This is a genomic window from Kitasatospora sp. NPDC091207, from assembly GCF_044768625.1.
Lineage (GTDB): Bacteria > Actinomycetota > Actinomycetes > Streptomycetales > Streptomycetaceae > Kitasatospora.
Genome location: NZ_JBIVVS010000038.1, coordinates 32259 through 54612, shown reverse-complemented (window position 1 = coordinate 54612; position 22354 = coordinate 32259). Strand labels below are relative to the sequence as shown.

23 protein-coding genes and 1 pseudogene are annotated in these 22354 nt (G+C 72.4%); 12 read left to right on the top strand and 12 right to left on the bottom strand.

Annotated features, from left to right (window positions below; genetic code table 11):
- Positions 1-50 precede the first annotated feature (50 nt).
- From ACIQTO_RS35895 to ACIQTO_RS35880, 4 genes are all read left to right on the top strand, one after another.
- Positions 51-488: a PPOX class F420-dependent oxidoreductase gene (locus ACIQTO_RS35895; RefSeq protein ID WP_402397348.1), complete on the top strand. Its 438-nt coding sequence runs from the start codon at positions 51-53 to the stop codon at positions 486-488.
- 189 nt (positions 489-677) lie between these two features.
- Positions 678-2594 (top strand): OmpL47-type beta-barrel domain-containing protein, encoded by a 1917-nt coding sequence (locus ACIQTO_RS35890; RefSeq protein WP_402397345.1) that lies wholly within the window; start codon positions 678-680, stop codon positions 2592-2594.
- Positions 2595-2817: 223 nt separating this feature from the next.
- Positions 2818-3072, top strand: coding sequence for a hexameric tyrosine-coordinated heme protein (locus ACIQTO_RS35885; protein WP_402397342.1), 255 nt, complete (start codon positions 2818-2820; stop codon positions 3070-3072).
- A 199-nt stretch (positions 3073-3271) separates the two neighbouring features.
- Entirely contained in the window at positions 3272-3712 is a 441-nt protein-coding gene (locus ACIQTO_RS35880) for a VOC family protein (RefSeq protein WP_402397339.1), read from the top strand.
- Between the two features lie 192 nt (positions 3713-3904).
- Here the strand turns inward: ACIQTO_RS35880 and ACIQTO_RS35875 are convergent.
- Positions 3905-4326, bottom strand: a pseudogene (locus ACIQTO_RS35875) (5,10-methylene tetrahydromethanopterin reductase); the annotation flags it as partial.
- Here ACIQTO_RS35875 and ACIQTO_RS35870 point away from each other — a divergent pair.
- Both ACIQTO_RS35870 and ACIQTO_RS35865 read left to right on the top strand, forming a co-directional pair.
- Complete coding sequence (locus tag ACIQTO_RS35870; RefSeq protein WP_402397336.1) at positions 4252-4983, top strand: transposase; 732 nt, start codon at positions 4252-4254, stop codon at positions 4981-4983. The pseudogene ACIQTO_RS35875 and the gene ACIQTO_RS35870 sit on opposite strands and share 75 nt — an antisense overlap.
- 53 nt (positions 4984-5036) lie before the next feature.
- Entirely contained in the window at positions 5037-5597 is a 561-nt protein-coding gene (locus ACIQTO_RS35865) for a hypothetical protein (protein WP_402397333.1), read from the top strand.
- A 98-nt stretch (positions 5598-5695) separates the two neighbouring features.
- Here the strand turns inward: ACIQTO_RS35865 and ACIQTO_RS35860 are convergent, their stop codons facing one another.
- Positions 5696-6079, bottom strand: a complete 384-nt coding sequence (locus tag ACIQTO_RS35860; RefSeq protein ID WP_402397330.1) for a hypothetical protein — start codon at positions 6077-6079, stop codon at positions 5696-5698.
- A gap of 480 nt (positions 6080-6559) precedes the next feature.
- On the opposite strand from ACIQTO_RS35860, the gene ACIQTO_RS35855 reads away from it, so the two are divergent.
- On the top strand, positions 6560-7681 hold the full coding sequence (locus ACIQTO_RS35855; protein ID WP_402397328.1) for an NADAR family protein: 1122 nt from the start codon (positions 6560-6562) through the stop codon (positions 7679-7681).
- Positions 7682-7956: 275 nt separating this feature from the next.
- Complete coding sequence (locus tag ACIQTO_RS35850; RefSeq protein ID WP_402397326.1) at positions 7957-8574, top strand: HEAT repeat domain-containing protein; 618 nt, start codon at positions 7957-7959, stop codon at positions 8572-8574.
- A 115-nt stretch (positions 8575-8689) separates the two neighbouring features.
- Here the strand turns inward: ACIQTO_RS35850 and ACIQTO_RS35845 are convergent, their stop codons facing one another.
- Positions 8690-9079 (bottom strand): hypothetical protein, encoded by a 390-nt coding sequence (locus ACIQTO_RS35845; RefSeq protein WP_402397324.1) that lies wholly within the window; start codon positions 9077-9079, stop codon positions 8690-8692.
- Positions 9080-9763: 684 nt separating this feature from the next.
- Between ACIQTO_RS35845 and ACIQTO_RS35840 the strand changes: the two genes are divergently transcribed.
- Both ACIQTO_RS35840 and ACIQTO_RS35835 read left to right on the top strand, forming a co-directional pair.
- Entirely contained in the window at positions 9764-10957 is a 1194-nt protein-coding gene (locus ACIQTO_RS35840) for a hypothetical protein (RefSeq protein ID WP_402397321.1), read from the top strand.
- Positions 10958-11182: 225 nt separating this feature from the next.
- Positions 11183-11530 carry a VOC family protein gene (locus ACIQTO_RS35835; RefSeq protein WP_402397319.1) on the top strand — a complete coding sequence of 116 codons (348 nt, stop codon included), beginning with the start codon at positions 11183-11185 and terminating at the stop codon, positions 11528-11530.
- A gap of 200 nt (positions 11531-11730) precedes the next feature.
- Here the strand turns inward: ACIQTO_RS35835 and ACIQTO_RS35830 are convergent, their stop codons facing one another.
- From ACIQTO_RS35830 to ACIQTO_RS35820, 3 genes are all read right to left on the bottom strand, one after another.
- Entirely contained in the window at positions 11731-12990 is a 1260-nt protein-coding gene (locus ACIQTO_RS35830; protein WP_402397317.1) for a pyroglutamyl peptidase, read from the bottom strand.
- 864 nt (positions 12991-13854) lie between these two features.
- Entirely contained in the window at positions 13855-14961 is a 1107-nt protein-coding gene (locus tag ACIQTO_RS35825) for a sensor histidine kinase (protein ID WP_402397314.1), read from the bottom strand.
- Positions 14962-15008: 47 nt separating this feature from the next.
- Entirely contained in the window at positions 15009-15695 is a 687-nt protein-coding gene (locus ACIQTO_RS35820) for a response regulator transcription factor (RefSeq protein ID WP_402397313.1), read from the bottom strand.
- 218 nt (positions 15696-15913) lie between these two features.
- On the opposite strand from ACIQTO_RS35820, the gene ACIQTO_RS35815 reads away from it, so the two are divergent.
- The gene (locus ACIQTO_RS35815) at positions 15914-16540 is read left to right on the top strand and encodes a M15 family metallopeptidase (RefSeq protein ID WP_402397310.1); all 627 of its coding nucleotides are present in this window, start codon (positions 15914-15916) and stop codon (positions 16538-16540) included.
- A gap of 339 nt (positions 16541-16879) precedes the next feature.
- Here ACIQTO_RS35815 and ACIQTO_RS35810 read toward each other — a convergent pair whose 3' ends face one another.
- Together ACIQTO_RS35810 and ACIQTO_RS35805 are read right to left on the bottom strand one after the other, a co-directional pair.
- Entirely contained in the window at positions 16880-17365 is a 486-nt protein-coding gene (locus tag ACIQTO_RS35810; protein WP_402397307.1) for an NUDIX domain-containing protein, read from the bottom strand.
- Positions 17362-18087: an NUDIX domain-containing protein gene (locus tag ACIQTO_RS35805; RefSeq protein ID WP_402397304.1), complete on the bottom strand. Its 726-nt coding sequence runs from the start codon at positions 18085-18087 to the stop codon at positions 17362-17364. The genes ACIQTO_RS35810 and ACIQTO_RS35805 overlap by 4 nt, the downstream gene beginning before the upstream one ends.
- A 442-nt stretch (positions 18088-18529) precedes the next feature.
- Between ACIQTO_RS35805 and ACIQTO_RS35800 the strand changes: the two genes are divergently transcribed.
- On the top strand, positions 18530-19066 hold the full coding sequence (locus ACIQTO_RS35800; protein ID WP_402397302.1) for an RICIN domain-containing protein: 537 nt from the start codon (positions 18530-18532) through the stop codon (positions 19064-19066).
- 304 nt (positions 19067-19370) lie between these two features.
- Here the strand turns inward: ACIQTO_RS35800 and ACIQTO_RS35795 are convergent, their stop codons facing one another.
- Genes ACIQTO_RS35795 through ACIQTO_RS35780 form a run of 4 tightly spaced genes read right to left on the bottom strand, consistent with a single transcriptional unit; the run spans position 19371 to position 22301 of the window.
- Positions 19371-19526, bottom strand: coding sequence for a helix-turn-helix domain-containing protein (locus tag ACIQTO_RS35795; RefSeq protein ID WP_402397300.1), 156 nt, complete (start codon positions 19524-19526; stop codon positions 19371-19373).
- Entirely contained in the window at positions 19523-20380 is an 858-nt protein-coding gene (locus tag ACIQTO_RS35790) for an ABC transporter ATP-binding protein (RefSeq protein WP_402397297.1), read from the bottom strand. Before ACIQTO_RS35790 ends, ACIQTO_RS35795 begins: the two co-directional genes overlap by 4 nt.
- The gene (locus ACIQTO_RS35785) at positions 20359-21225 is read right to left on the bottom strand and encodes an ABC transporter permease (protein WP_402397294.1); all 867 of its coding nucleotides are present in this window, start codon (positions 21223-21225) and stop codon (positions 20359-20361) included. Before ACIQTO_RS35785 ends, ACIQTO_RS35790 begins: the two co-directional genes overlap by 22 nt.
- Positions 21226-21257: 32 nt before the next feature.
- Entirely contained in the window at positions 21258-22301 is a 1044-nt protein-coding gene (locus tag ACIQTO_RS35780; protein WP_402397291.1) for an ABC transporter substrate-binding protein, read from the bottom strand.
- Positions 22302-22354 lie beyond the last annotated feature (53 nt).

The window sequence follows — 22354 nt, the reverse complement described above, 5'->3', positions numbered from 1 at the left end:
CGGACGCGGAGACGCCGGGCCCGCCACAGGACCGAAGCGGGAGAGGGCCGATGAGCGGATGGACGGCGGAGATTCGGGCGCGCGTGGGCGAACCGCGGATCTGGTTCGTGGCGACCACCGGGGCGGACGGCGCCCCGCACGTCACGCCGATGTGGATCGACATCGAGGGTGACCGGGTCCTCTTCAACACGTCCCTCGGTCGGACCAAGGAGCGGAACCTGCGCCACGACCCCCGCGTGTGCCTCTCGCACGCCGATCCGGCCGATCCCTTCGACCGGATCCAGATCCACGGCCGGGCTGTCGAGTTCGTGACCGGTGACGAGGCCGACCGGCAGATGGACCGCCTCACGCACAAGTACCTCGGCGTCGAGCGGTACGGCTGGCGGGTCCCGGGCGAGCGGCGGGTCACGGTCTTCATCGAGCCCACCCGGATCCGCCGCGTCGTCGGGGTCGAACCGCTGCCGGCGGCCGCCCGGTTCGCCGGCTGACCCGACGGTGGCGCTGGCGCTCAGGTCCGCCCTCCTGGTGTCGGCGCCGCTCCGGCGGTGTGCCTACGGCGGCGGCTCGCCTCCGGCCGTGCTGCTCCGGCTGTGCTGATCCGACGGCGCGCCGCCGACGGGGTGACTGTTCGACGGGTCATGACAGGTTCGCGGCGAGTCGACACGTAGCGTTATCGTATGACCACAAATCGTTCTCTCGATGCCGCCGCGCCCCCGCGGCTCCACCGGCATCGCGGCCTGGCGCCACTGTTCGTGCTGGCCCTCACCCTGCTCACCCTCGTCGCCGCCATCACCCCCGCCGCGGCCGCGCGCCGGGCGGGTGGCCTGCTCGGAGTGAACCTCGTCAACAGCAGCGACCGCGACCTGACCTTGAGCGGGCTCCAAGTCACCGACGGGTGTGCCTACACCAATCCGCCGGCCAGGCTCGGCGCCCTCGGCGGGACCGGACAGTTCAACGTCGGCGTGTGCGAGGGATCCAACGGCGCGTCGGGGACCGTCAGCTACCAGGTGGGCGGTGAGAGCCAGGGCACCGTGATCACTTTCGGCTGGAACGTCCCGGCCCCGCTCGACCAGCCGAACACCTTCACCGAGACCGCGCCCACCGGCTATCTGGCGAGTCACACCGGCGGCGCCAACAGCTTCGACCCCGTCACCTTCACGGTCGACTGCAACTCCAGCACCTGCGACGGGATTCCGGACGACTGGAAGCGCAACGGCGTCACGATCAAGCCCGGCGACGGCAGCCCCGACCAGTTCATCGACCTCAAGGCGATGGGCGCCGACGTGAACAAGCCGGACATCTTCGTCCAGGTCGACTGGATGGCCGACGACACCCACAGTCACGCGATCACCAACGACGCGATCAGGAAGGTCGTCGACGCCTTCAAGAACTCCCCGTTCAACCGGCACAGCCCCAGCACCGGCATCAACCTGCACGTCGACGCCGGGCCGGACAGCCTCCTCGACTTCACCAAGAACACCACCTGGGGGGCGCTCAGCAAGGCGAAGAAGCAGACCGAGGCCGCCAACCTCGGCACGGTGGACGCCAACGGGCGCTACCTGTGGAACGACTTCAACAAGATCAAGACGGCCAAGGGCGGCTTCGTCAGCACCGGGCGGAGCTCGATCTTCCACTACGCGATCGCGGCGCACAACCTCCAGCCCGGCGTCACGTACAGCGGCATCGCCGCCGGGGTGCCGGGCAGCGACTTCATCGTCAGCCTGGGGAGCTTCGACAACCGGGTCGGCAACACCAACCAGCAGGCCGGCACGCTGATGCACGAGCTGGGGCACGACCTGGGCCTGAAGCACGCCGGCAACGCGGACACGCCCAACCACCAGCCGCAGTACTTCAGCGTGATGAACTACTCGTACCAGCTCGGCGGCCTGTCGATCGGCACCACCACCGGAGTCCTGGACTACTCGCGGGCGGCGGGCTCGCTGAACGAGCCGACGCTGAACGAGCGCCAGTTCCCGGCCAGCAGCACCGGCTACGACGTCATGCACTGGTGCCCGAACACCAAGCAGGGTTCCCGCTTCGTCACCGTCCAGGCGGGCGCCGGCCAGGTCGACTGGAACTGTGACGGCATGATCGCCCCGAACAACGTCGCGTTCGACACCAACAACGACGGGCTGCAGACCGCGCTGAACGGCCACGACGACTGGGGCAGCATCCAGCTGCGCGGCGGCTCGATCGCCCACTCGGGCGCGGCCGGGGTGCCGGCACCGACCGAGGAGAACGAGATCACCGCCGAGGAGGCCGAGATGGAGCTGCCGCTCGACGTCCTGCCGCCGGTCACCACCGCGAGCACCCGGCCGCACCCCGACCGGCACGGCGTCTACCACTCGGACGTCCTGGTCACCCTCGACGCCACCGACGACATCAGCGGTGTCGCGATGACCGACTACCGGGTCGACGGCGGCGAATGGACCCGCTACACCGGGCCGTTCACGGTGAGCGGCGACGGCCGCCACGAGGTCGGGTACCGCTCGGACGACCACGCCCAGAACGTGGAGCAGGAGCACTGCCTGGAGATCCTGATCGACTGCGACCCGCAGCACGGGGAGGGCGCCGACGGCCCCGGGGAGGGCTGAGCCGGCCGGCACCTGACGCGGCACCCGGGCCCGGGAACCCGACCGCGCCCCGTCCCGGGCGGGTCACCCGGGCCGGGTGACCCGCGGATGCGGGCGACACCCCGGTGGGCGTACGGCCGGGTGCCGCCGGGGCCCGGCCGCTCGGCCCGGCTCGTCACCCGCGCGGCCGAGGGGGCGCGAATCCCGGGCCGCGCGCGCAGCGCGGAGGGCGGAGAGTGGTGCCATGAATCGCGTTCCCGACGACGGCCCGGTCCTGGTCCCCGGCAACACCCTGATCACCAGCACGCCGGAGGAAGGCCGGGCCCTGGCGCTCACCCCGGCCCGGTACACCGTGCACAGCGTCCAGCCCGATCCGGACGTTCTCCAGGGCGGCCGTCCGAACTGCTCGACGGACCCGGACAGGTTCATCGCCGCCGCCCACACGGTCGCCGTGGAGTTCCGGACCATCGCGGCCGCCGGCAACGACCGGCGCCCCTGAGCCCTGCCGCCGCCCGGGCCGCGGTGACGGCGCCCGGCCCGCGGGTTGCGGCAGCGGTGTCGAGGCGCGATCCGGACTTCCTCCGAGGATCCGGATTCCTTCGGAGTCCGGGGGCATGCGGATGTCGAGAACGGGCCACCGGCTCCGTCCCAGGGACATCCGCGGCCACCACCGGCCGCACGAGGAAGGAGAGACCAGCATGGCGATTCAGCGGATGGACAACGTCGGCATCGTCGTCGAGGACCTGGACGCCGCCATCGCGTTCTTCGTGGAGCTCGGGATGGAGCTGGAGGGCACGGGGGAGGTCGAGGGCCTCTTCGCCGACCAGTGCACCGGACTCGACGGCGTCCGCTGCGCCATCGCGATGCTCCGGACCCCGGACGGTCACAGCCGGCTGGAGCTGGCCAAGTACCGCAGCCCCGCGGTGATCGACGCCGGGCCGCGCAACCCGCCGCACAACGTTCTGGGCACGCACCGCGTCATGTTCGCCGTCGACGACATCAAGGACACCGTTGCCCGCCTGCGTCCTCACGGCGCCGAACTCGTCGGCGAGATCGCCCGGTTCGAGGACAGCTATCTGCTCTGCTACGTGCGCGGTCCGGAGGGCGTCATCGTCGGACTGGCCGAGCAGCTGGGCTGAGAACCCGTTCTCGTGGTCGCCGCTGGTGTGGGTGGCGGAACGGTCGCGCGGGCTCTTCGAGCACACGCCCGAGCGGGCCGGGCCGGGCTGGGCAGCGTCACGGCGTCGCGGACCCGCTTCTGCGGGCCGGCCCGGACATCGGGGCGGTCAGGCCATGGGACCGGCTGCAGCCGTTCCTCCACGAGCGGGTGCTCAGGCGAGGAGTTCGGCGAGCTGGGCCATCTCGGTGGGCGGGTCGATCACCGGTTGGATGAGGAGCTCGTCGACGCCTGCCTGTTCCAGGGCCGTGATGCGGGTGCGGAGGTCGTCGCGGGTGCCGACGAGGGCCAGGCTGTTCATCAGCGAGGGCAGGACGAGGTCCCGGTCCTGCGGTGCGATGCGGCCGAGGTAGTTGGGGTAGAGCTTGGTGTCCCGGTCCGGCGCGGTAGCGGTGGTGCCACGTCGGTCGAGGAGCCGTCGCACCGCCTCGCGCAGGTCGGGCCGAGTTGCCGGGCGAAGGCGGGTGTGTCGGCGGCGAAGTCCACCAGCGACAGGACGAGGTGGCCGGTCGTGTCCCGGGCCGCGTCGCTGTCGGCGTCCTCGTTGTCGCGCAGCAGGTGGAGCGCGACGACCACGCTGTCTTCCAGGACCGGGACCTGTCCGACCGCGACTTCGTCCACGTGTGGGCCGACGGCGTGCACCCGAAGGTGCGGCTCGGTCAGGCTCACTCGTGCGTCCTGGTCCTGCTCGGCGTCCGCCTGGACGGCACCAAGGAGCTGATCGCCCTGGCCGAGGTCTTCCCCGCCGCCCGGCACCAGCGCTGCTGGGTCCACAAGGCCCCGAATGTCACGAACTGCCTGCCGAACTCCGCACAGCCGGGCGCGTCGAAGGCGATGCAGGAGATCTATGACGCCGAGGACCGTGCCTACGCCGAGAAGGCCGTCGACGCGTTCGCGGGTACCTTCGGCGCCAAGTGGCCCGAGACCGTCGCGAAGATCACCGAGGGCCGGGAGGAGTTGTTGGCGTTCCACGACTTCCCGGCCGAGCACTGGGTCCGCCTCCGGACCACGGACCCCATGGAGTCCACGTTCTCCACCGTCAAGCTCCGTACCAAGGTCACCCGCGGCGCCGGCAGCCCGGCCGCGGCCCTGGCCATGGTGTGCAAACTGGTGGAGCCCGCCCGGGCCCGCCGGCGCGCGATCACCGGAGCCCATCTCGTCGCACTGGTCCGGTCCGGCGCCAGGTTCGACCACGGTGTCCTCGTCGAACGCTCCTCGGACCTCGTGGCATGACCGACCACGCGGTATGCGATCCTCGGGCCGTCACACGATGGCTGGGAGGAAGCATGCTGGTCACGCTCACCGGAGGAGCCGGAGCAGGGAAGACGACACTCGCCGCGGCGCTGGCGGCCACCACGCCCCGGACGCCCGCACGGGTTCTCCACGGCGACGACTACTACTTCCAGACTCCCGAGCACGGGGTGTGGGCACCCGATGAGTCCGGGGTCCCGCGACTGGATGTCGGCGACCCCCGCTCACTGAACCTCGTAGGCCTCGCCCAGGACACCGATGCCGCCCTGGCCGACTCGCCCGTCGTGATCGTCGACGGACTGTTCGCCCGCCACGTCGCACCGCAGACAGCAAGGGCGCGCTTCGATGTGTTCGTCGACCTGCCCGCCGATCTCCGCCTGGCCCGGAAGATCGAGCGCAAGTGCCTACGGGACGGCTTCCCCCTCGATGTCCTCCTCCGGAACTACCTCAACCACCGACGCGCCGCCCACGACCAGCACATCGAACCCCTGCGCGACGCCTCCGACCTGGTCGTGGACGGGAGCCTCCCCGCTGAGGCGCTTGCTCAACTGGTCTGGACAGCGATCGCCGACAAGGAACCGATCCACAACTCTTGACGATCGCTCCACGTCCTCGAAGACGGCATCGAGGACGTGGAGCGACTCCTGAACCAGGACCCGCGACCGTTCCCCCGCACCCGGGCCGGGCCGCTGTGTCAGGGGTGGTGGGCGAGGTGGATCGGTGCGGTGAGGAGGAGCAGTCGGCCGGAGGCGGCGGCGGTTCGGAGGTCGTGGGGGCTGGTGAAGGGGCCGGTGATCAGGAGGAGGGTGGCGTGGGCGCGGACGGCGCGCCGCCATTCGTGGGTGGTGGCGATCTCGTCGTCGTACCAGGTCTGGCCGCCGGGCCGCAGGACGGTCAGCCGGTGGCCGTCGAGGACGGCGGACCAGGCGGGCTGCGGGTCGGTCGCGTGGTTGCTCCAGCCGTCGTCGAGGATCATGAGGCGGCCGGGGAAGGCGGGGACGACCAGGACCGGGCGCCGGTCGGGTGTCAGCTCGGGCCAGGGACGGCCGTGCAGACCGGTGCCGCTGGTCATCTCCATACGCGGCCCCCTCCCTCTGGTCCGGCCGGGTGACCCGGCCGCCGAACAGATCACATCATCGGCCACGAACCGGCTCCGGCGCGGCCGAATCCGCTGACAGGTCCCCGGCCGATCGGGCGCCCGCCCGCTGACCCCCGGTCCGCCCGCCCGCCGCTCTTGGCGAGGCCGCTCCCCGCCGTGGGCCCGTCGGCCCCTCGGTTCTGCGGCCCCTCGGCTCGGCGGCCTGTCCGGCCTTCGGCTGCGGGTTCCGTTCCCGGAGGCCGGTACCGCTGGCTCGGCGGGGTGGGCGGGTTGGGCGGGATCTTCGGCACGACGGTACCCAGGGCGTACCCAGGGCCGGGAAGCCCCGGTGGCGGTGCCGTCCGGCCGCGCCCTTCGCCGCTGTCCTGGTTCGCGCGGTGGGGGCGTCGTCCGCCGGGTCCGGGCTGCCCCGGAGGAAAGTCCTGGTCGGCGCGATGATCGCTGCGGCACAATCCCAGGATGATCGGCAACCGGATCACCCATCGCACAGCGGACGGCGTCCGCATACCCGGAACCTGGCGGCACGCCTTCATCCGCAACGGCGGCCACTACTTCCTCACCGACCTCTTCATCTACGCCGACGGGCTCGTCGACTGCTGGGGCCTGGTCACCGTCGAGGAGTTCGAGGAGAAGCTGCGCACCGGCTGGGTGGCCACCAGCCTTCCCGAAGGCGGCGAGGCATCCGCCCACGAGCTGGCGGACTGGAAGTTCAGCGAGCCGGAGAGCTGGCTCACGCCCGAGCTGCTGGTCGCCGAAGTCCGCGACACCATCGACCAGCTGAACGGGCGGCCCGACTCGACCGGCCGCTGCCTGGCCGTCGTCGACGCCTTCCTCGCCGACCGGACCGAGGAGAACCGGGCCGCGGCCCGCGCCGCCTTCCTGGCCGTCCCGGAGTCACAGCGCCGCTACGCCCTGGGCGACATGGACAGCAAGGACCGGCCACTGCGGGTACTGGTGGCAGGGCCCGGTGGCCGGACCTACCACTCGTTCGACGGAACGGTCACGCAGGAGGACTACGACAGCGCCCTGACGTACTTTGAGGAGCGGGCCCGATGGAGGGCGGAGCGGGCCACCCGCGTTCCCGCGGACGGACCGGCGACACCGCACGCCCCGGCCGTCCAGCTCTACCACTCGTATCCGGACAAGCCGGTGGCCGATCCCGGAAAGCTCGGCCTGCGCCACGACTACCCCGCCCCGATCACGGTCGCAGACACCGACTATCCCTCCGTCGCCCACGCCTACTGGGCCTTGTCGGTCGCCGAGCCCGAGACCCGGCACACGATCGCGACGGCGGAGACCGCCTCCGCAGCACGCACGCTCGCGGCTGGGGTACCCCGCCGCGAGGACTGGGGGCACGTCCGGACCGCCGTCATGACGCGCCTGCTGCGCGCCAAGTACGACCAGCACCCCGAGCTGGCCGATGCCCTGCTGGCGACGGGCGACGCCACCGTGATCTACGACGACATGAACTCGGCCTTCTGGGGCGACGACGCCGGCCAGGGGCGCAACTGGTCGGGGCGTCTTCTCGAACTCGTGCGCTCCGAACTGCAGATGCGGCGAGCAGGGATCTTCAGGGTGTGAGCGGGCCGGATGCGCGACCCCACCGAACCGGTCGAAGGTCGGTGACATCAGTCGGACTTCGATGAGACGGGTCAGCCGGGCCTCCCCACTCCGCGCTAAATGATCGTGATGACGGCAGTCGCCGTCACTCGATCCGGATCGGTGGCGGGGCGTCCGGCGGCACGTGGCGACGCATGCGGGCCGACCAGGGCAGGCGAGGCTCGACCGCGCGAACCGCCCTGTCAGTGCGATGACCTACGTTGTGTCCGAGACGAAAGCACCGGATGGGGACCGAGATGGCACTGACGTTGGATGAGGCCGTAGCGCAGCTCGGCCACCGGCTTTCGCCCAAGCGGCGTTCCGCCGCATCGCGCCTGCGCCGGCTCGCCGACCCCGCCGCAGGCCCCGCGCTGCTGGAAGCCCTCCAGCGGGAAGTTCGCGACGCCCGCACCTGGGAGACCCAGTACCAGATGGTCATGGCTCTCGGGACATGTGATCACCGACCCGCTCTCGGCTTCCTCCGTGACCTCGCCCGGCGCCCCTTCGAGGCCACCATGGTGTACGTCGCGCTCGGTGACGCCATCGTCCGGCTGAACACTCCCGAAGACACGGCCGATTCCCTGCGCTGGTGCCTCGACTCCGGCACTCCGATGCTCGCCGACGGCGCTTTGCGCGCCGTCGCCATGCAACGGCTGTCCCTGGACACGGGCACGATCGACCACGTTCTCGACCTCCTCGGCCCTCTGGACCCCAACGACGGCCTCCGATTCTGGGCCGCGGCCGCGGCGGCGGGATGGACAGGCCCGCGGGTCAGCACGTTCCTGCGGGAGTGCGCCGAGGGGCCCCGGGCCGACGTCGCCAACGCGGCCGCCTCATCCCTGCGGGGGACGTACCAGACCTACTCTCCCTTGTAGGGCCCCACACCGGAGGAGGCCCCGCCCGCCAGGCGATCTCGACCGATGGCCGACGAGGTGCTCCGGGCATCCTGTGACAGGCGATCTCGACCATGTGCCGGCGGACTTCGACCGGTCAGAGCTGGTAGGGGTACAGGTCCACCTTGTCCGCGTCGACGCTGATCTCCACCCAGGCGTTGTCGGGCGGTGGCGGTGAGCCGACCTCGAACAGCACCCGTGAGTCACCCATCTCAAGGCAGGCGGCGCCGACTTCGGCGAGCCGGAGCAGTCCTCGCAGGATGACCAGGCCGGCCTCCTCGCGGACCCCTGGCCCGGCGAGCGTGGCCGACCGCGTGTTGCGGCCCCAGCGGATCTCCGTGTCGACGGTCCATTCGATGTGGTGCCGGCCAACCGCGTTGTCCAGGTCACCGCGCCACGCCACCACGGCGCTGCCGAAGGGCGTGTGGACCCGGACCCTCGGCAACCCCGATGGACCCAGCGGCAGCAACTCGGTACGCACCAGCACGCCCCGATCATCCACCATCCGGCCGACGCGGTCAGGGGCGGCCGGGGCAGCCGGGGCGGAACCGCCGGATCTGCCCCCCGGGAGTGGGTGAGCGGGCGTCCGGTCGGCGACGGTGTCATTTCCCGGGGCAGAGTCGTGTCGGTGAGGCACTGCTGGAGCACGCCCCTGTGCGAGTCCTCGTCGAGGCCCTCGGGGGCGGCCTTGGGCCGGTGGGGGACGAGGAGGGGCCGGCCGTGGCTGCGGCGGGCGGGCCAGACCGCGAACTCGCGGACCTCGTAGCCGGTGCCGGGGTTGCGGGCGAGCCAGGTGTCGACCTCGTGCCGGGTGACGTCGGAGAGCGCGACATCCACCACGCCCCGGCAGTGAACGCGCGACACCTGCACACGCGAACTCGCCGGTCCCAAGGCCGAGTACGGTGTCGACCTGGCCGCGGGCCCGGGCTTGCACCGGGGTGGTGACCAGTTGGCCGACGGCTCGCTCGGGCAGTGCCGCGTGCGGCAGTACGGCAGCCGGCGGGGCGTCGCGGAAGTACGCCGTGGTGCACCTGCGGGCCGCCGCCTCGTCCGCCTCACTCGATCGGGCCCCCGTCAGCTCTTGAACTCCCGTTCATCCGGGCGTTGCCCGCCACCGTGGCGGCCGGGTCGATACTGCTTCCCGAAATCGGGCGACCCATCGGGAGACAGCATGTTCAGCAAGTTCTACGCGGCCGCGGGCCTCGCCCTCGCGATGACCGTGGTTCCGGCCACCGCCGCGACGGCGGACGACGGCCGCGCCGCGCACGGTGCCCGCGCGCCGTTCACGCTGGCCGTGTACGGCGACGCCCCGTACGGCACCTCTCCCACCGACACCTCCGAGTTCCAGGCGACCCCGGCGTTCATCGCCTCTGTCAACGCCGACCCGGACGTCAGCACCGTGATCCACGTGGGCGACATCCACTCCGGCAAGCAGTACTGCACCGAGGCGTACGACCGGTCGATCGCCGCGCTCTGGAAGACCTTCGCCGACCCGCTGGTCTACACGCCCGGCGACAACGAGTGGTCCGACTGCCACAAGGCCGCCGAGGGCGGCGGCACGTACAACGCCGCCACGGGCCGGATCGACCCGGTCCTCGACCCGGCCACCGGCCGGCCCGTCGACTACGCCGCCGGCAACCCCGTGCAGAACCTGGACCTGGTCCGCCGGACGTTCTTCGCCCGGCCCGGCCACACCCTCGGCAGCGACACCCTGCGCGTCCTGTCGCAGGCCCAACTGCCGAACTGGAAGCACCCCGAGGACTCCACGTACGTGGAGAACGTGCTGTGGGTCAAGAACGGCACCCTGTTCGTGACGCTCGACCTGCCCGGCGGCTCCAACAACGACGCGGACCCCTGGTACGGGGCGCCGACCGCCTCCCAGGAGCAGCTCGACGAGGCCGCCCACCGCACCGCCGCCGACCTGCGCTGGCTGGACACCGCCTTCGCCCTCGCCCGGACCGGCGGCGTCTCCAGCGTGGTGGTCACCGCCCAGGCCGACATGTGGGACCTGGACGGCAAGCCGGCCTCGCACGTGGCGAACTACGAGCCGTTCGTCGCCGGCCTGGCTTCGCACACCGCCGCCTTCGGCAAGCCGGTCCTGCTGCTGATGGGCGACTCGCACGTCTACCGCTCGGACAACCCGCTCACCCAGGGCTCGGCCTGCACCGGCGACGAGGGCGTCTGCTCCTACGACGCCTGGAACAGCCACCCGAGCTACCAGGTGCCGAACTTCCACCGCATCGTCGTCCACGGCAGCACCGTCCCGCTGGAGTGGCTGAAGCTGACCGTGACCCCGGGCGCCCACAACCCGACCACCGCCACCTCCTTCGGCCCGTTCACCTGGACCCGCATCACCAAGGGCTGACCGCACACCCGCACGACGGCTTCCTCATCGACGGTCTTCAGGGCCCCACGGCCTGACGGGGCGACGAGCCCGTCGGGCGGGGATCCCGGCGGCCCGAACGGCCGCCCTCCGGCCGGGCGCCGGACGTCCCGGGCGCGGCCGTGTGCCGAAAGCGCGCGCGGTGGCGGACGCGGTGTAGTACTCCTGGAGTGGTGCAGACAGGTTCGTTCTCGTGAGGAGTCGTCGATGGCCGTTCGCCGTGTCGTGCCCAACATCCTCTCCGGAGCTGCGCGGGAGAGCCGGGAGTTCTACGGGCTGCTGGGCTTCGAGGAGGTCATGAACCACGGGTGGATCATGACGCTCGCCTCCCCGTCCAGTCCGGCGGCGCAGATCAGTGTCATGACCGAGGACAGGACGGCGCCCGTCGCCCCCGACATGAGCGTCGAGGTGGACGACGTGGACGCGGCGTACGCGGTCATGCGCGCGAGCGGGGCGGAGATCGTCCACCCCTTGCAGGACGAGGAATGGGGAGTGCGGCGGTTCTTCGTACGTGACCCCAGCGGACGTGTGGTCAACGTCCTGGGGCACCGTTGACGGGCCCGACCCCCGACGCCCCCGACCTCGGCACCGGCGCCACCGCGCCCATGGCAGACGGTCGCGTCCTGCCCGTCGACCACCACCGCGCCCACGCCGGGGCCGGCTTCGTCGAAACGCCCGGCTGAGAGCTCTCCGGGAGGTTCGGACGAGGCGACCCGCGCCGGGACGGAGCCACCGCGCGCCACGGGGGCGGGGCCTCAGGGGGTGGCGTGGCGGAGGATGTCGAGGACTTCGTCGGTGATCGCGGCCTCGTTCCGCTCCAGGTCCGGGCCGGTGAGCTGGTCGGAGCTCGCGGGGAGGCCGGTGAGGACGGGGGTGTGGAGGTGTCCGCCGGGCAGCTGCGGGGCGAGTTCGAGGCGCAGTCGGTTGGAGCGGTAGGCAACCTCGTTGGACAGGTACCCGCCGCCACCGCCCTCGACGGCCCGGGAGCCGGGGGTGGGCCCGTCCTCGCGGTCGACGGGCGCGTCCGTGCCGGCGGGGATCTCGGTGACGGTGGTGTTGAGCGCCACGGGGTACGGCTGTTGGACGGCGGTCATGGCCGCGGCGGGCAGGGTGGTCGGGATGAACTCGGCACCGGGGCCGAGGCCCGGAGCGGTCACCGGGTGCTCCCGGGTACCGCCGGAGAGCGCGCCGGTGTTGTCGGGGTACGGGTCGGCGGAGCGGGCACGGCCGGCCCAGGCCTCCAGGGTGAACAGCCCGGGGTAGCCCTGGCTGATGGTGGTGATCTGGTCGGCGGAACGGGGGCCGGGGGGCAGGCGCGGGCCGAAGGCGCGCTCGACGATGCCGTGGTCGAAGTCGGCGTAGCGGACGGGGAGCAGGACGGCCCTGATCTCGGCCCGGGTGCCGTCGGCCAGGGTGATCCGCAGACCGTTCAGTCGCAGGGCCGCGGCGCCGGAGGGATTGGCGCGGCGGAGCTCGCCGTCGAGGCCGAAGGGATCGAAGCCGCTGACGAACACCCGCCGCAGGCCGGGCGTCCCGCTGAACTCGTTGTCCAGCAGCCCGCGGGAGGCGTCCTCGAACCGGTCCTGGAGGGCGCCGGTGTCGGCGGGGAAGGCGGGCCGCCACTGGGCGAGGCGGACGGTCATGGCGAGCCGGGTCCAGTAGAGCGGGCGGTCGTCCCGGGCGGGAAGGTCGCCGCCGGGGCGCCGCTCCTGCGCGCGGTCCACCGCGGCCCGCCAGAGCGCCCGGCCCCAGGTGTCCACCAGGGCCTGGGCCTCGGCGGCGTTCCGGGCGGAGCACAGGGCGGCGGGGAAGCGGGTGACGAACTCGCCGAGGCCGGCCCGTTCGGTGAAGGCGGCCGTCCTCGGGTCCGCCAGGCGGGCCTGCTCGGCGTCGGGCTGTGGGGCGGGGGTGGTGCGGCAGGCGGGCCGGCTCTGGGCCGTCGCGACCCCCGGGAGCAAGGGCACGGCGAGCGCACCGACGAGACTCGCGACCAGGGCGTAGCGGGTGATTGTCATGAACTGTGACATTACATCTGCTCCTGACGGGTCGCCAGATCGCCTTGGTGGAGATGGAGTTCGGTCGGCGGCACGTAGAAGCCGACGCGGCGGCCGACACCCGCGCGGCCTCCGGAGGGCCGCTCGGGCCGGCTGGTGCCGCCGGTGGAGCCGGCAGGAGGGGAGGGGCGGCGCGTCGCTGGTGGTGCATTCGGTGAGCACGTGGCGTGGTGGACCAGGGGTGCTGCTGTTTTCGGCCGAGTCGTGGTGAGTGGGCTGTGTGGACGTCTTCACCAATGGCGGCCCCGGCCGCCCGGGCGGTACATCGGCTTCTGACCGCACCTGTCTCCCCCGGCCACCGCCGCCCGGCCGCACGAACAGGCCACCTCGGCGGCCCGGGGACTACAGCCGGCGGCGGGGCGGTCGGCCGCGCGGCCGGCGCAGCGCGAGACCGAGGCCGGTGCGGCGGAGGCGCAGGGGCTGACTCGGCTGTTGGTGGCGGTCGTGGCCGAGCTGCGGGGTGAGCTGGGTGCCGGCGCCGCTTCACGGTCGCCGGTGGCCGGGGACCCGGCGCAGGAGCGGCGGGCTCGGCCGCGGCAGGCCACACCTTGCCTGGCCGAGGTGTGAAGCATCAGGCGGAGCGCGCGCGAGGCGCAACGGACGGCGCAGCGGGAGCAGGCGGCCGTCGGGCTGCCGGCCGATCAGGGGCGCACCCCCGCCGGGCGGACGGTGACCAGGGGCCGAGTGCCGAGTCGGGGGTGGTCGGCGGGGTGCGGGCGCATCCGCCCGTGCCATGATGCCCGGCCGCCGATGTCGGGCAGGTGCGGGAGCTCGGCTTCCGGAGGCGATGCCCCCGCAGGCCCGGCGACACGGTGCCGGATCACCTCACCGGGCGCGGGCCCGCGGTGTCACACTCCGGCCTCCGGGGAGGTCGAGGGTCACGGTGAGGCCGCCGTCCGGGCCGGGGGAGAGCTGGAGTTCGCCGTGGTGGGCGGAGATGACGGCGGTGACGATGGTGAGGCCGAGACCGTGGCCGCGCCGGGTGGGGTCGGTGGTGGCGGTGCGGCCACGGGCGCGGAGGAAGGGCTCGGTGAGGGTGGCGACGGTCTCGGGGCCGAGCGGGGGGCCGGTGTTGGTGACGGTGAGCCGGACGCGGTCAGGGTGGTGGCGGTGGGGGCCGGTGGTGACGGTGACGGTGCCGCCGGTGGGGTGGTTGTGGCGGAGGGCGTTGTGGAGGAGGTTGAGCGCGGCCTGACGGAGGAGGACCGGGTTGCCGGTGGTGGGTGCGGGGTCGAGCGAGGCCGTGACGGTGGTGCCGTGGGTGCGGGCCTCGTCCTGGACGGTGGCCAGGGCCTCCCGGGTGGCGGTGGCCAGGTCGGTCGGGGCGAGTTCGGGCGGGGTCCGGTCGAGGGCGGCGAGTTGGAGCAGGGCCTCGCTGATCTCGATGCCGCGTTGGTTGGTGTCCTGGAGGCGGGTGACCAGGCGGCCCCAGTCCTGGCCGGCCGGATCGGCGGCGGCGACCTGGAGCATGGTGCGGGTGATGGCCAGCGGGGTGCGCAGCTCGTGGGAGGCGTTGGCGGCGAACCGCTGCTGCGCCTCGAAGGAGCGCTGGAGGCGTTCCAGCATGTCGTCGAAGGCGTCGGAGAGCTCGGTGAACTCGTCCCGGGGCCCGCTCAGGGCGACCCGGTGCTCCAGCGCCCCGTCGGCGGCCCGCCGCGCGGCGCCGGTGAGGTCCTGGAGCGGCCGCAGGACGCGCCCGGCGATGAACCAGCCGCCGGTGAGGCCGACGGCCGTCATCAGGGCCAGGGCGAATCCACCTGCCCGGAGGAGTGAGTCGAGGATCTCCTGGCGCGACGGCGCGTCCGAGCGGTAGCGCGGGTTGGAGGAGGTCAGCGGGTAGTTGGGGACGTACTTCATGGCGACGTAGATCACGGCCAGCGACAGCACTCCGGCCGCCAGCGTGAAGAGCGTGTAGCTGAGGGTCAGGCGCATCCGGGCCGTCAGGCGCCGTGGCCGGGGCCTGACACCGGCGGGCGGGTTCACCGGGTGCCCTCCGCTTCGGCGGCCGGCTCGCCGAAGCGGTAGCCGACGCCGGGAACGGTGTGGACGACCCAGGGGTGGCCGAGGCGTTTGCGCAGGCTGGAGATGGTGATCCGGACGGCGTTGGTGAAGGGGTCGGCGTTCTCGTCCCAAGCCCGCTCCAGAAGCTCCTCGGAGCTGATGACACCGCCCCGGGCGGCCATCAGGACCTCCAGGACGGCGAACTGCTTGCGGGGGAGCGCCACATAGCGCCCGTCGCGGTAGACCTCGCGGCGGAACGGGTCCAGCCGCAGGCCGGCCTGCTGCAGGACCGGCGGGGCGGAGCGAGCCGGGCGGCGTGCCAGGGCGCGCAGCCGGACGACGAGTTCGGCGAGGTCGAACGGCTTGGTCAGGTAGTCGTCGGCACCGAGCTCGAAGCCGTCGACCTTGTCGCCCAGCCGGGCGGCGGCGGTGAGCATCAGGACCCGGCAGCCGAGGCCGCGCTCGACGATGATGCGGCAGACCTCGTCCCCGTGCGTGCCGGGGATGTCCCGGTCGAGGACGACGACGTCGTACGCGTGGACGGCGAGCCGTTCGAGCGCGGCGTCGCCGTCGCCCGCCACGTCGGCGGCGATCGCCTCCAGTCGCAGTCCGGCCTGGACCGCCTCGGCGAGGTAGATCTCGTCCTCCACCACCAGGACCCGCACGTATCGTTCTCCCGTCTGTGTCCGCCGACGACCGCCGTCGGCGGTCGTTCGTCCACCGTTGGACCCCGTTGGACCCCGTTGGACCCCATGGGAGCCCGTCGGACCCTATTCGACCCCATCGGGCGTATCGAAAACGTATCCGCCCGCGCGAACACCCCCGCAACGTCGCCTCCCGTCGAATGGCTCCCGGCTACGTACGACGACACCGGGAGGCTTGGATGGACGCGGAGCTCACGGAACGGACGGAGTGCCCGCGAGGGCCGGCGGTCGGCCCGCGGCGGCGCCGCGGTCGGCTGGTCGCGGGCGGCGTCGCGGTCGCGGCGCTGGCCTCGGCGGGGGTCTGGGCGGCCGGCTCGGGGACGGCCGGCCTGCGCGGGATCACGGCGATGATCAGCGGCGCGTCGCCGGGGGTGGAGGACGGGGTGATCCCCGAGGGGACCAGGTTGAGCCCTTTCGACACTGAGGCCCCGGCCGTTCGCAAGCTCGACGGCCCGCTGCTGGCGGCCCTGCGGCAGGCCACCATCGACGCCCGCGCCAGGCACATCGAGATCACCGTCACCTCCGGCTGGCGCAGCCGGGACTACCAGCAGGGGCTGCTCGACCGCGCGGTGGTCGAGCACGGGACCCCGGAGCGGGCCCGACGGTTCGTCAACACGCCGGACGCCTCCACGCACGTGGCGGGCAGGGCGGTGGACGTCGGCCCGACGGACGCGGCGTACTGGATGGCGCAGTACGGCCCCCGGTACGGGCTGTGCCAGGTGTACTCCAACGAGGTGTGGCACTACGAGCTGCTCACCACCCCGGGCGGGACCTGCCCGGCGCAGCTGCCGGACGCGGCCGGATGACGGCGGACACGGGTCCGGCCGCGCGCCCGGACGTCCGCCGACAGCGCCGACGGCGCCGAGGCCGCCGCCCTGGGGCCGGCATGCCGTACTCCTCGCCGCCGAAGGCCGGTTGGCGGCGAGGACGGGCCCCGACCGGGCAACGGCGGCGGGCCGGCCAGGGCCACCCCGACATCCTGCGCACCTGCTTGCCGGAGCTTCGGTGGCCGTCGCCCTGCCGGGACGCTCCGCGGCGTACCGCGAGGCCTTCACGGCCCCCGAGGCGGCAACGCTGGTGGCGACGAGCGTCCCCCTGCACGCAGGGCCCCGAGCTGAGCCCGAGGCCCTGTTCAGTCGAGGCTGTCAGTCGACGGGAGCCGTGACGTACGCGGCCACACCGGTCCGGCGCGCGGTCTCCAGCGCGCACACCAGGTCGTGCTGCGAGGCCGGCACAATCCGCTGCCACTCCGCGATGCTCTTCACCGCGTAGTCGGTGTGCTCATTCGGATCGAGAACGATGGCCTCGATCTCCTCGTCCGTCATCACTCCGCCGTCGAAGATGTAGCCGAAGCGGGTCGGGAACTCCCCGGTGGGCAGCCGGAAGAGGGCGGCCAGGAGCCGCGGTTCGCCGCCGATGATCCGGCCGGTCTCCTCCTTCGTCTCGCGGATCGCGGCCTCCCACGGCAGTTCATCGGCGTCGATCATCCCGCCCGCGAGCAGCTGCCAGCCCTTGTGGTGCGACTTGAGCATGATCGGCCGCCCGGCGAGGTCGGTGGTGTAGGTGCACGCCCAGCCGAAGGCGCACGGGTAGCCGTCGAAGAGCCACTTGTGCCTCGGGTCCTGGATCACTCCTCGCCTCCGTCCGCGCTCCACCCCGCCAGGTGGTCCGACAGCACCGAGGCGGCGTCCGGAGTCGTCGCCCGCAGCGCGACCATCCCCGCCGCGATGACGTCGCACAACTCTGCCTGGAGGTCGGCCATGGTATGGCTGTACCCCTTGCGCGGGTTGCTGCCGAGAACGCCCAGGAGCGCCTGCGCCACCTCGCCGGCCTCCTCCTGGAGCTTGAGTACCTGCATCGGCAGGAAGGGCTGTCCGGTGGCCTCGCAGTGTGTGGAGAGCTGCCCGTGAAGGCGGTCGATCACCGCCCAGACGCGCGGCTTTCCCACCCGCAGGTGGCCTTCCAGCTGCCGGACGTAGTCCTTGACGTGCGGGGGGACGTGCATTGCCTGCACATCGGCGAGCGGCACGAGGCGTAGCTCCTGGCCCTCCCGACACACCAGCCGCGCCGGATCGACGTCAACGACCGCGTGGTAGAGCCGTTTCGCGACGGGGTCGTGATCGCCGAACGGCACCACGTCCAGCGGGAGCAGCCCCTCCACGTCCAGGCCGGTTTCCTCCCGCAGCTCCCGTCGGGCGGTCTCGTACGGAGATTCCTCGCCCTCGCGCATGCCGCCGGGGTAGCTCCAATGGTTCGGCCACTCGATGCCCTCGATGTCTTCGCGGTGGTGAAGGAGGACCTTCCCGTCCGGCGTCGTGATGAGGGCGTTTCCGGATGTGAAATCGTCGGTCACTTCTGGGCCTCCTCGGGTCGTGGCTTCCGGTGGCGGCTCCTCCTCGGTATCGGCCAGTGTCAGGCATCGCGGAGGCCGACGCGCTGGACTTCCACGAACGAGTGAACGCCTTGATGTCCGCGGAGCCGTTCGGACAGTCACCTCCGGGCGTCGCCCAGGACGGCGCGCTCGGCGGCGCGGGCGAGGGCGGCCTGGGCTCCGGTGGCCAGGCGTACCAGCTGGAGGATCTGGTCGAGTCGGGCGGGAATGCTCGTGATGACCGTACAAGGAGGTTTGGGTCAATTGTCGTGGCAGGTGCCGGGACGGGCTCGCGTTACATTGCGCAACATACAACCTGAATCGGTTGATACGAGATTCGTGCAATCTTCCATTCGGGAGATCGGCTTGCTAGCCTGATTCCTGGGGGAGCGGAGTGGCTCCCCTGCCACAAAAGGGGGATTTTGTGAACAAGAGGATTCTCGGCCTGCTCGCATTTCCGGCAATTGTCGGAAGCATGCTCGTTCCCACGGGTTCGGCGTCGGCGGTGGGTGGCGCTCCCGATAGCGTCATCGACCCTCCGGGCATTCACTTTCTCTCGACGATGGTCGGTCAGGGGAAGTGTTTGGCCGTTCCGTCGAACGGTGCCTACGGCTCGACGGCGACCCTCGTCCAGTGCGCCGCTTTCGACGACCAGAGTTGGACCGTGCCCCAGGCGGGCACCACGGGCGTAATCCAGAACAAGTATTTCAAGAATACGTACGGAACGGGTTGCCTGACCGCGCAGGGCGGCATCGAGGGCAACCCCGCATTCATCTACAACTGCACCGAGCTCAGGGACCAGCTGTGGAGTGCCGAGCTTGTGCCGGGTCGCAATGGCGCGGTGCGGTACAGGAATGTCAACAGCAACGGCCTCTGCCTGACCGCACAGGGCAGCTCCGTGGGCACGGCCGCAATCGTGTACCGCTGCTTGGACTTCGCCGACCAGATCTGGGCGGCTTGATCCCCGGCGAACGCGGGGTCGGCCGCCTCCTGAGTGAGGAGAAGGGCTGAGCCCCTCGTGCGGAGCTCCCGCGAGCCGCGAGGACCTTGCTGACGGCCACCGTGCCGTCGGAGTCGCGGCGTGCGGCGTTCGCCCCGGCGCCGGTACCCACCGGCGCCGGGGCGAACGCTTGGGCGGTGGTGGGCACCGGCAGGGCTCGTCCGGGCGGCCGCGGGTCCGGTCCGGTTCCGGGTGGCCGTCCGGAGGCCGATCGTCCTGCCGCGCCGGGTCGCGGGTTTCGCCACCTCCGGCTACCGGTGCCGGCCTACACCGTCCGCCGCTCCCGCCGGTAGGCCCCGGGCGGGGCGCCGAAGTGCCGCTCGAAGGCCTTCGAGAACGCGAATCCCGAGGTGTAGCCGGCGCTCTCGGCCACGGCACTCAGTGAGTCGACCGCCTCGCGCAGCGCCCGCCCGCTCCTCACTCCTCCACACCGAGCGCGGCCAGCAGCTCGCCGCGCAGCTCCGCACGGGACTTCGGCCGCCCGTCCGCCACGCCGTTCGCCGAGCCGTTCGCCGAGCCGGCGGGGGATGTCCGCAGGTCGTGCGAGATTCGGCCGTCGGTCAGCACCAGCACCCGGTCGGCGAGCGCCAGCGCCTCGTCGATGTCGTGGGTCACCAGCAGCACGCACGGCCGGTACCGGGCGCAGAGCTGCCGCAGCAGGGCGTGCATCCGCAGCCGGGTGAGCGCGTCGAGGGCGCCGAACGGCTCGTCCAGCAGCAGCAGTTCGGGCTGCCGGACGAGGGCCCGGGCGAGCGCCGCGCGTTGCGCCTCACCGCCGGACAGGACGGCCGGCCAGTCCCGTTCACGGCCGGTCAGGCCGACCTCGGCGAGCACGGTCCGCCCGGTCTCCTCGGCGTCGGGACCGGGGAGACCGAGCACCACGTTCTCCAGGACCCGGGCCCAGGGCAGCAGCCGCGCGTCCTGGAAGACCACCGAGACGCGGTCGGGGGTGTCCGCCGTGCCGGCGCCGGTCGCTCCGGGTGTGTTGCCGCGGCCGGCGCCGAGGCGGGTACGGCCGTCGTACCCGTCCAGCCGGCCGAGGGCCCGCAGCAGGGTGGACTTCCCGGAGCCACTGTGGCCGAGCAGGGCGGTGAACTCGCCGGGCGCCAGGTCGAGGTCGACACCGTCCAGGACGGTGCGGCCGTTGAACGCGCGGGTGAGCCCGCGCAGCCGGACGGCGGGCCCGGTCGTGTCGACGGTGCCGGTGCCGGCGCGCGGGTCGGTGCGCTCCGAACCGGGGACGGGACCGGCGGTCAGGCCAGGGTGCGGCGCCATGCCAGCGCCCTCCTTTCGAGCAGGCGGACCAGGGTGTCCGAGAGCAGGCCGAGCAGGCCGTAGACGACCAGGCCGACGACGATGACGTCGGTGCGGCCGAAGGTGCGGGCCTGTGTCATCAGGTAGCCGATGCCGCTGGAGGCGTTGATCTGTTCGCTGACCACCAGCACCAGCCAGGAGATGGTCACCGACATCCGCAGCCCGGTGAAGAATCCCGGCGCGGCCCCGGGCAGGGCGACCCGTCGCAGGAACCCGGCGGCCGTCAGGTCGACGGTCTGCGCCAGCTCCGCGTACCGGGGGTCCAGGCCGGTGAGCCCGGCATGGGTGTTCAGATAGACCGGGACGAGCGTGCCGAGCGCCACCAGGATCACCTTCACCTCCTCGCCGATGCCGAACCAGAGGATGGCCAGCGGCACCAGGGCGAGGATCGGCAGCGAGCGGACGAGCTGCACCGTGCCGTCGATCAGTGCCTCGCCGATCCGGCTGAGCCCGGCGGCGAGCGCGAGCAGCAGTCCGGCGGCCACGCCGAGGCCGAGCCCGAGGGAGGCCCGCCGCAGGGAGATCAGCAGGTGCTCCTGGAGTTCGCCGGACCGGACCAGGTCGCCGAAGGTGGCGGCGACGTCGGCGGGCGCGGCGAGGGTCTGCGGGTCGAGCAGCCCGGTGGCCGAGGCCAGCCACCAGAGGACGAGCAGCAGCACCGGCCCGAGGGCACGGGAGAACGGGATCCGGCGGCGAGGCCGGCCCACCGGCCTGCGGGGTCGGCGCGCCCGCCGGGGCGGGCCGGCCGGGCCGGTCGGGACGGGGGTGTGCGGGCGGGTGGGCGCGGGCGGGGTGGTGACGGTCACGGTGGTCCTCTCGGGGGAGCGCCGGGTGCCGCTCAGCCGGCCAGGGCCTGGCGCTGGACGGCCTCGAAGCGGCGGTCGAACTCGCCCGACACGTCCAGCTTCCCGGGGAGCGCCCCGGCGTCCGCGAGGAGGTCGGCGATGGCCTGGTGGTCGGCGAGGGCCTGGTCGTAGGAGGGAAACACCGCGGTGCCGGTGTTGCGGTAGATCTGCGTCCCGGTGGCGGCGGGGATGTTCTGCTTCTTCACGTAGTACTGCTCCACCCACGCGGCCTCGTTGGCGTTCTGCCAGGCCAGCGCCTTGACCCAGCGGGCGGTCAGATCGGCCAGCGCGGCGGTCCGCGCCGGGTCCCGGAGGGTCTTGCCGGGGGTGATGAGCAGCAGCAGGCCGCTGGTGAGGTCCTTGTCGTCGGTGATCTCGTGCGCGCCCTTCTCGGCGTTGGGCAGCAGGTACTTGGAGGCGAGCGGCTCGGTGAGGGCGGCGGCGTCGATCTGACCGCTCTGCAGCGCGGCGGGGATGTCCAGGACCTGGAGGTTGACCAGGGTGACGTCGGCGGTCCTCAGCCCGGCGCGCTTGAGCGCGTTGAGGACGGCGGGCTGGAAGGTGGTGCCCTCGGTGTAGGCGATCTTCTTGCCCTTGAGCTCGGCGACGGTCCGCGCCGGGTTGCCGGGCGAGGTCACCAGGTGGACGGCGGAGCGGCTGGTCTGGGCGACGCCGACCACCTTGACGTCCTGCTGGGCGGCCTGGGCGAAGATGGCGGGCGTCTCCGCGACGATGCCGACGTCGAGCGAGCCGGCGCGGAAGGCCTCCAGGATCGCGGGGCCGCCCTGGAAGGCGTTGTACCCCAGCTTGTACGCGGTGCCCTGGTCCTGGGCGGAGGCCTTGAGCAGCGTCTCCAACTGGGCGTTCTGGTCGCCGATCCGGAGCTCGGTGCCCGCGGGGACGGCGGTCGGCAGCGCCTCCTGCGGGGCGGGTGCGGCGCCGGCGGCGGACCCGGTGGTGCGCCCGGTGGAGGCGCAGGCGGTCAGGGTCAGTGCGCCGACGGCGAGTGCGACGGCGAGGCGGCGGGGGCGGTGCATGAGGGGGACTCCTCTGTCAGTGCGGTCTGTGGCGGTGTGGCGGTGCGGTGGCG

Excerpts from the sequence above, each read along its gene's own strand:
- ACIQTO_RS35895 (WP_402397348.1), top strand. The coding sequence starts at position 51 with ATGAGCGGATGGACGGCGGAGATTCGGGCGCGCGTGGGCGAACCGCGG.
- ACIQTO_RS35890 (WP_402397345.1), top strand. The coding sequence starts at position 678 with ATGACCACAAATCGTTCTCTCGATGCCGCCGCGCCCCCGCGGCTCCAC.
- ACIQTO_RS35885 (WP_402397342.1), top strand. The coding sequence starts at position 2,818 with ATGAATCGCGTTCCCGACGACGGCCCGGTCCTGGTCCCCGGCAACACC.
- ACIQTO_RS35880 (WP_402397339.1), top strand. The coding sequence starts at position 3,272 with ATGGCGATTCAGCGGATGGACAACGTCGGCATCGTCGTCGAGGACCTG.
- ACIQTO_RS35865 (WP_402397333.1), top strand. The coding sequence starts at position 5,037 with ATGCTGGTCACGCTCACCGGAGGAGCCGGAGCAGGGAAGACGACACTC.
- ACIQTO_RS35860 (WP_402397330.1), bottom strand. The coding sequence starts at position 6,079 with ATGGAGATGACCAGCGGCACCGGTCTGCACGGCCGTCCCTGGCCCGAG.
- ACIQTO_RS35855 (WP_402397328.1), top strand. The coding sequence starts at position 6,560 with ATGATCGGCAACCGGATCACCCATCGCACAGCGGACGGCGTCCGCATA.
- ACIQTO_RS35850 (WP_402397326.1), top strand. The coding sequence starts at position 7,957 with ATGGCACTGACGTTGGATGAGGCCGTAGCGCAGCTCGGCCACCGGCTT.
- ACIQTO_RS35840 (WP_402397321.1), top strand. The coding sequence starts at position 9,764 with ATGTTCAGCAAGTTCTACGCGGCCGCGGGCCTCGCCCTCGCGATGACC.
- ACIQTO_RS35835 (WP_402397319.1), top strand. The coding sequence starts at position 11,183 with ATGGCCGTTCGCCGTGTCGTGCCCAACATCCTCTCCGGAGCTGCGCGG.
- ACIQTO_RS35830 (WP_402397317.1), bottom strand. The coding sequence starts at position 12,990 with ATGACAATCACCCGCTACGCCCTGGTCGCGAGTCTCGTCGGTGCGCTC.
- ACIQTO_RS35825 (WP_402397314.1), bottom strand. The coding sequence starts at position 14,961 with ATGCGCCTGACCCTCAGCTACACGCTCTTCACGCTGGCGGCCGGAGTG.
- ACIQTO_RS35815 (WP_402397310.1), top strand. The coding sequence starts at position 15,914 with ATGGACGCGGAGCTCACGGAACGGACGGAGTGCCCGCGAGGGCCGGCG.
- ACIQTO_RS35790 (WP_402397297.1), bottom strand. The coding sequence starts at position 20,380 with ATGGCGCCGCACCCTGGCCTGACCGCCGGTCCCGTCCCCGGTTCGGAG.
- ACIQTO_RS35780 (WP_402397291.1), bottom strand. The coding sequence starts at position 22,301 with ATGCACCGCCCCCGCCGCCTCGCCGTCGCACTCGCCGTCGGCGCACTG.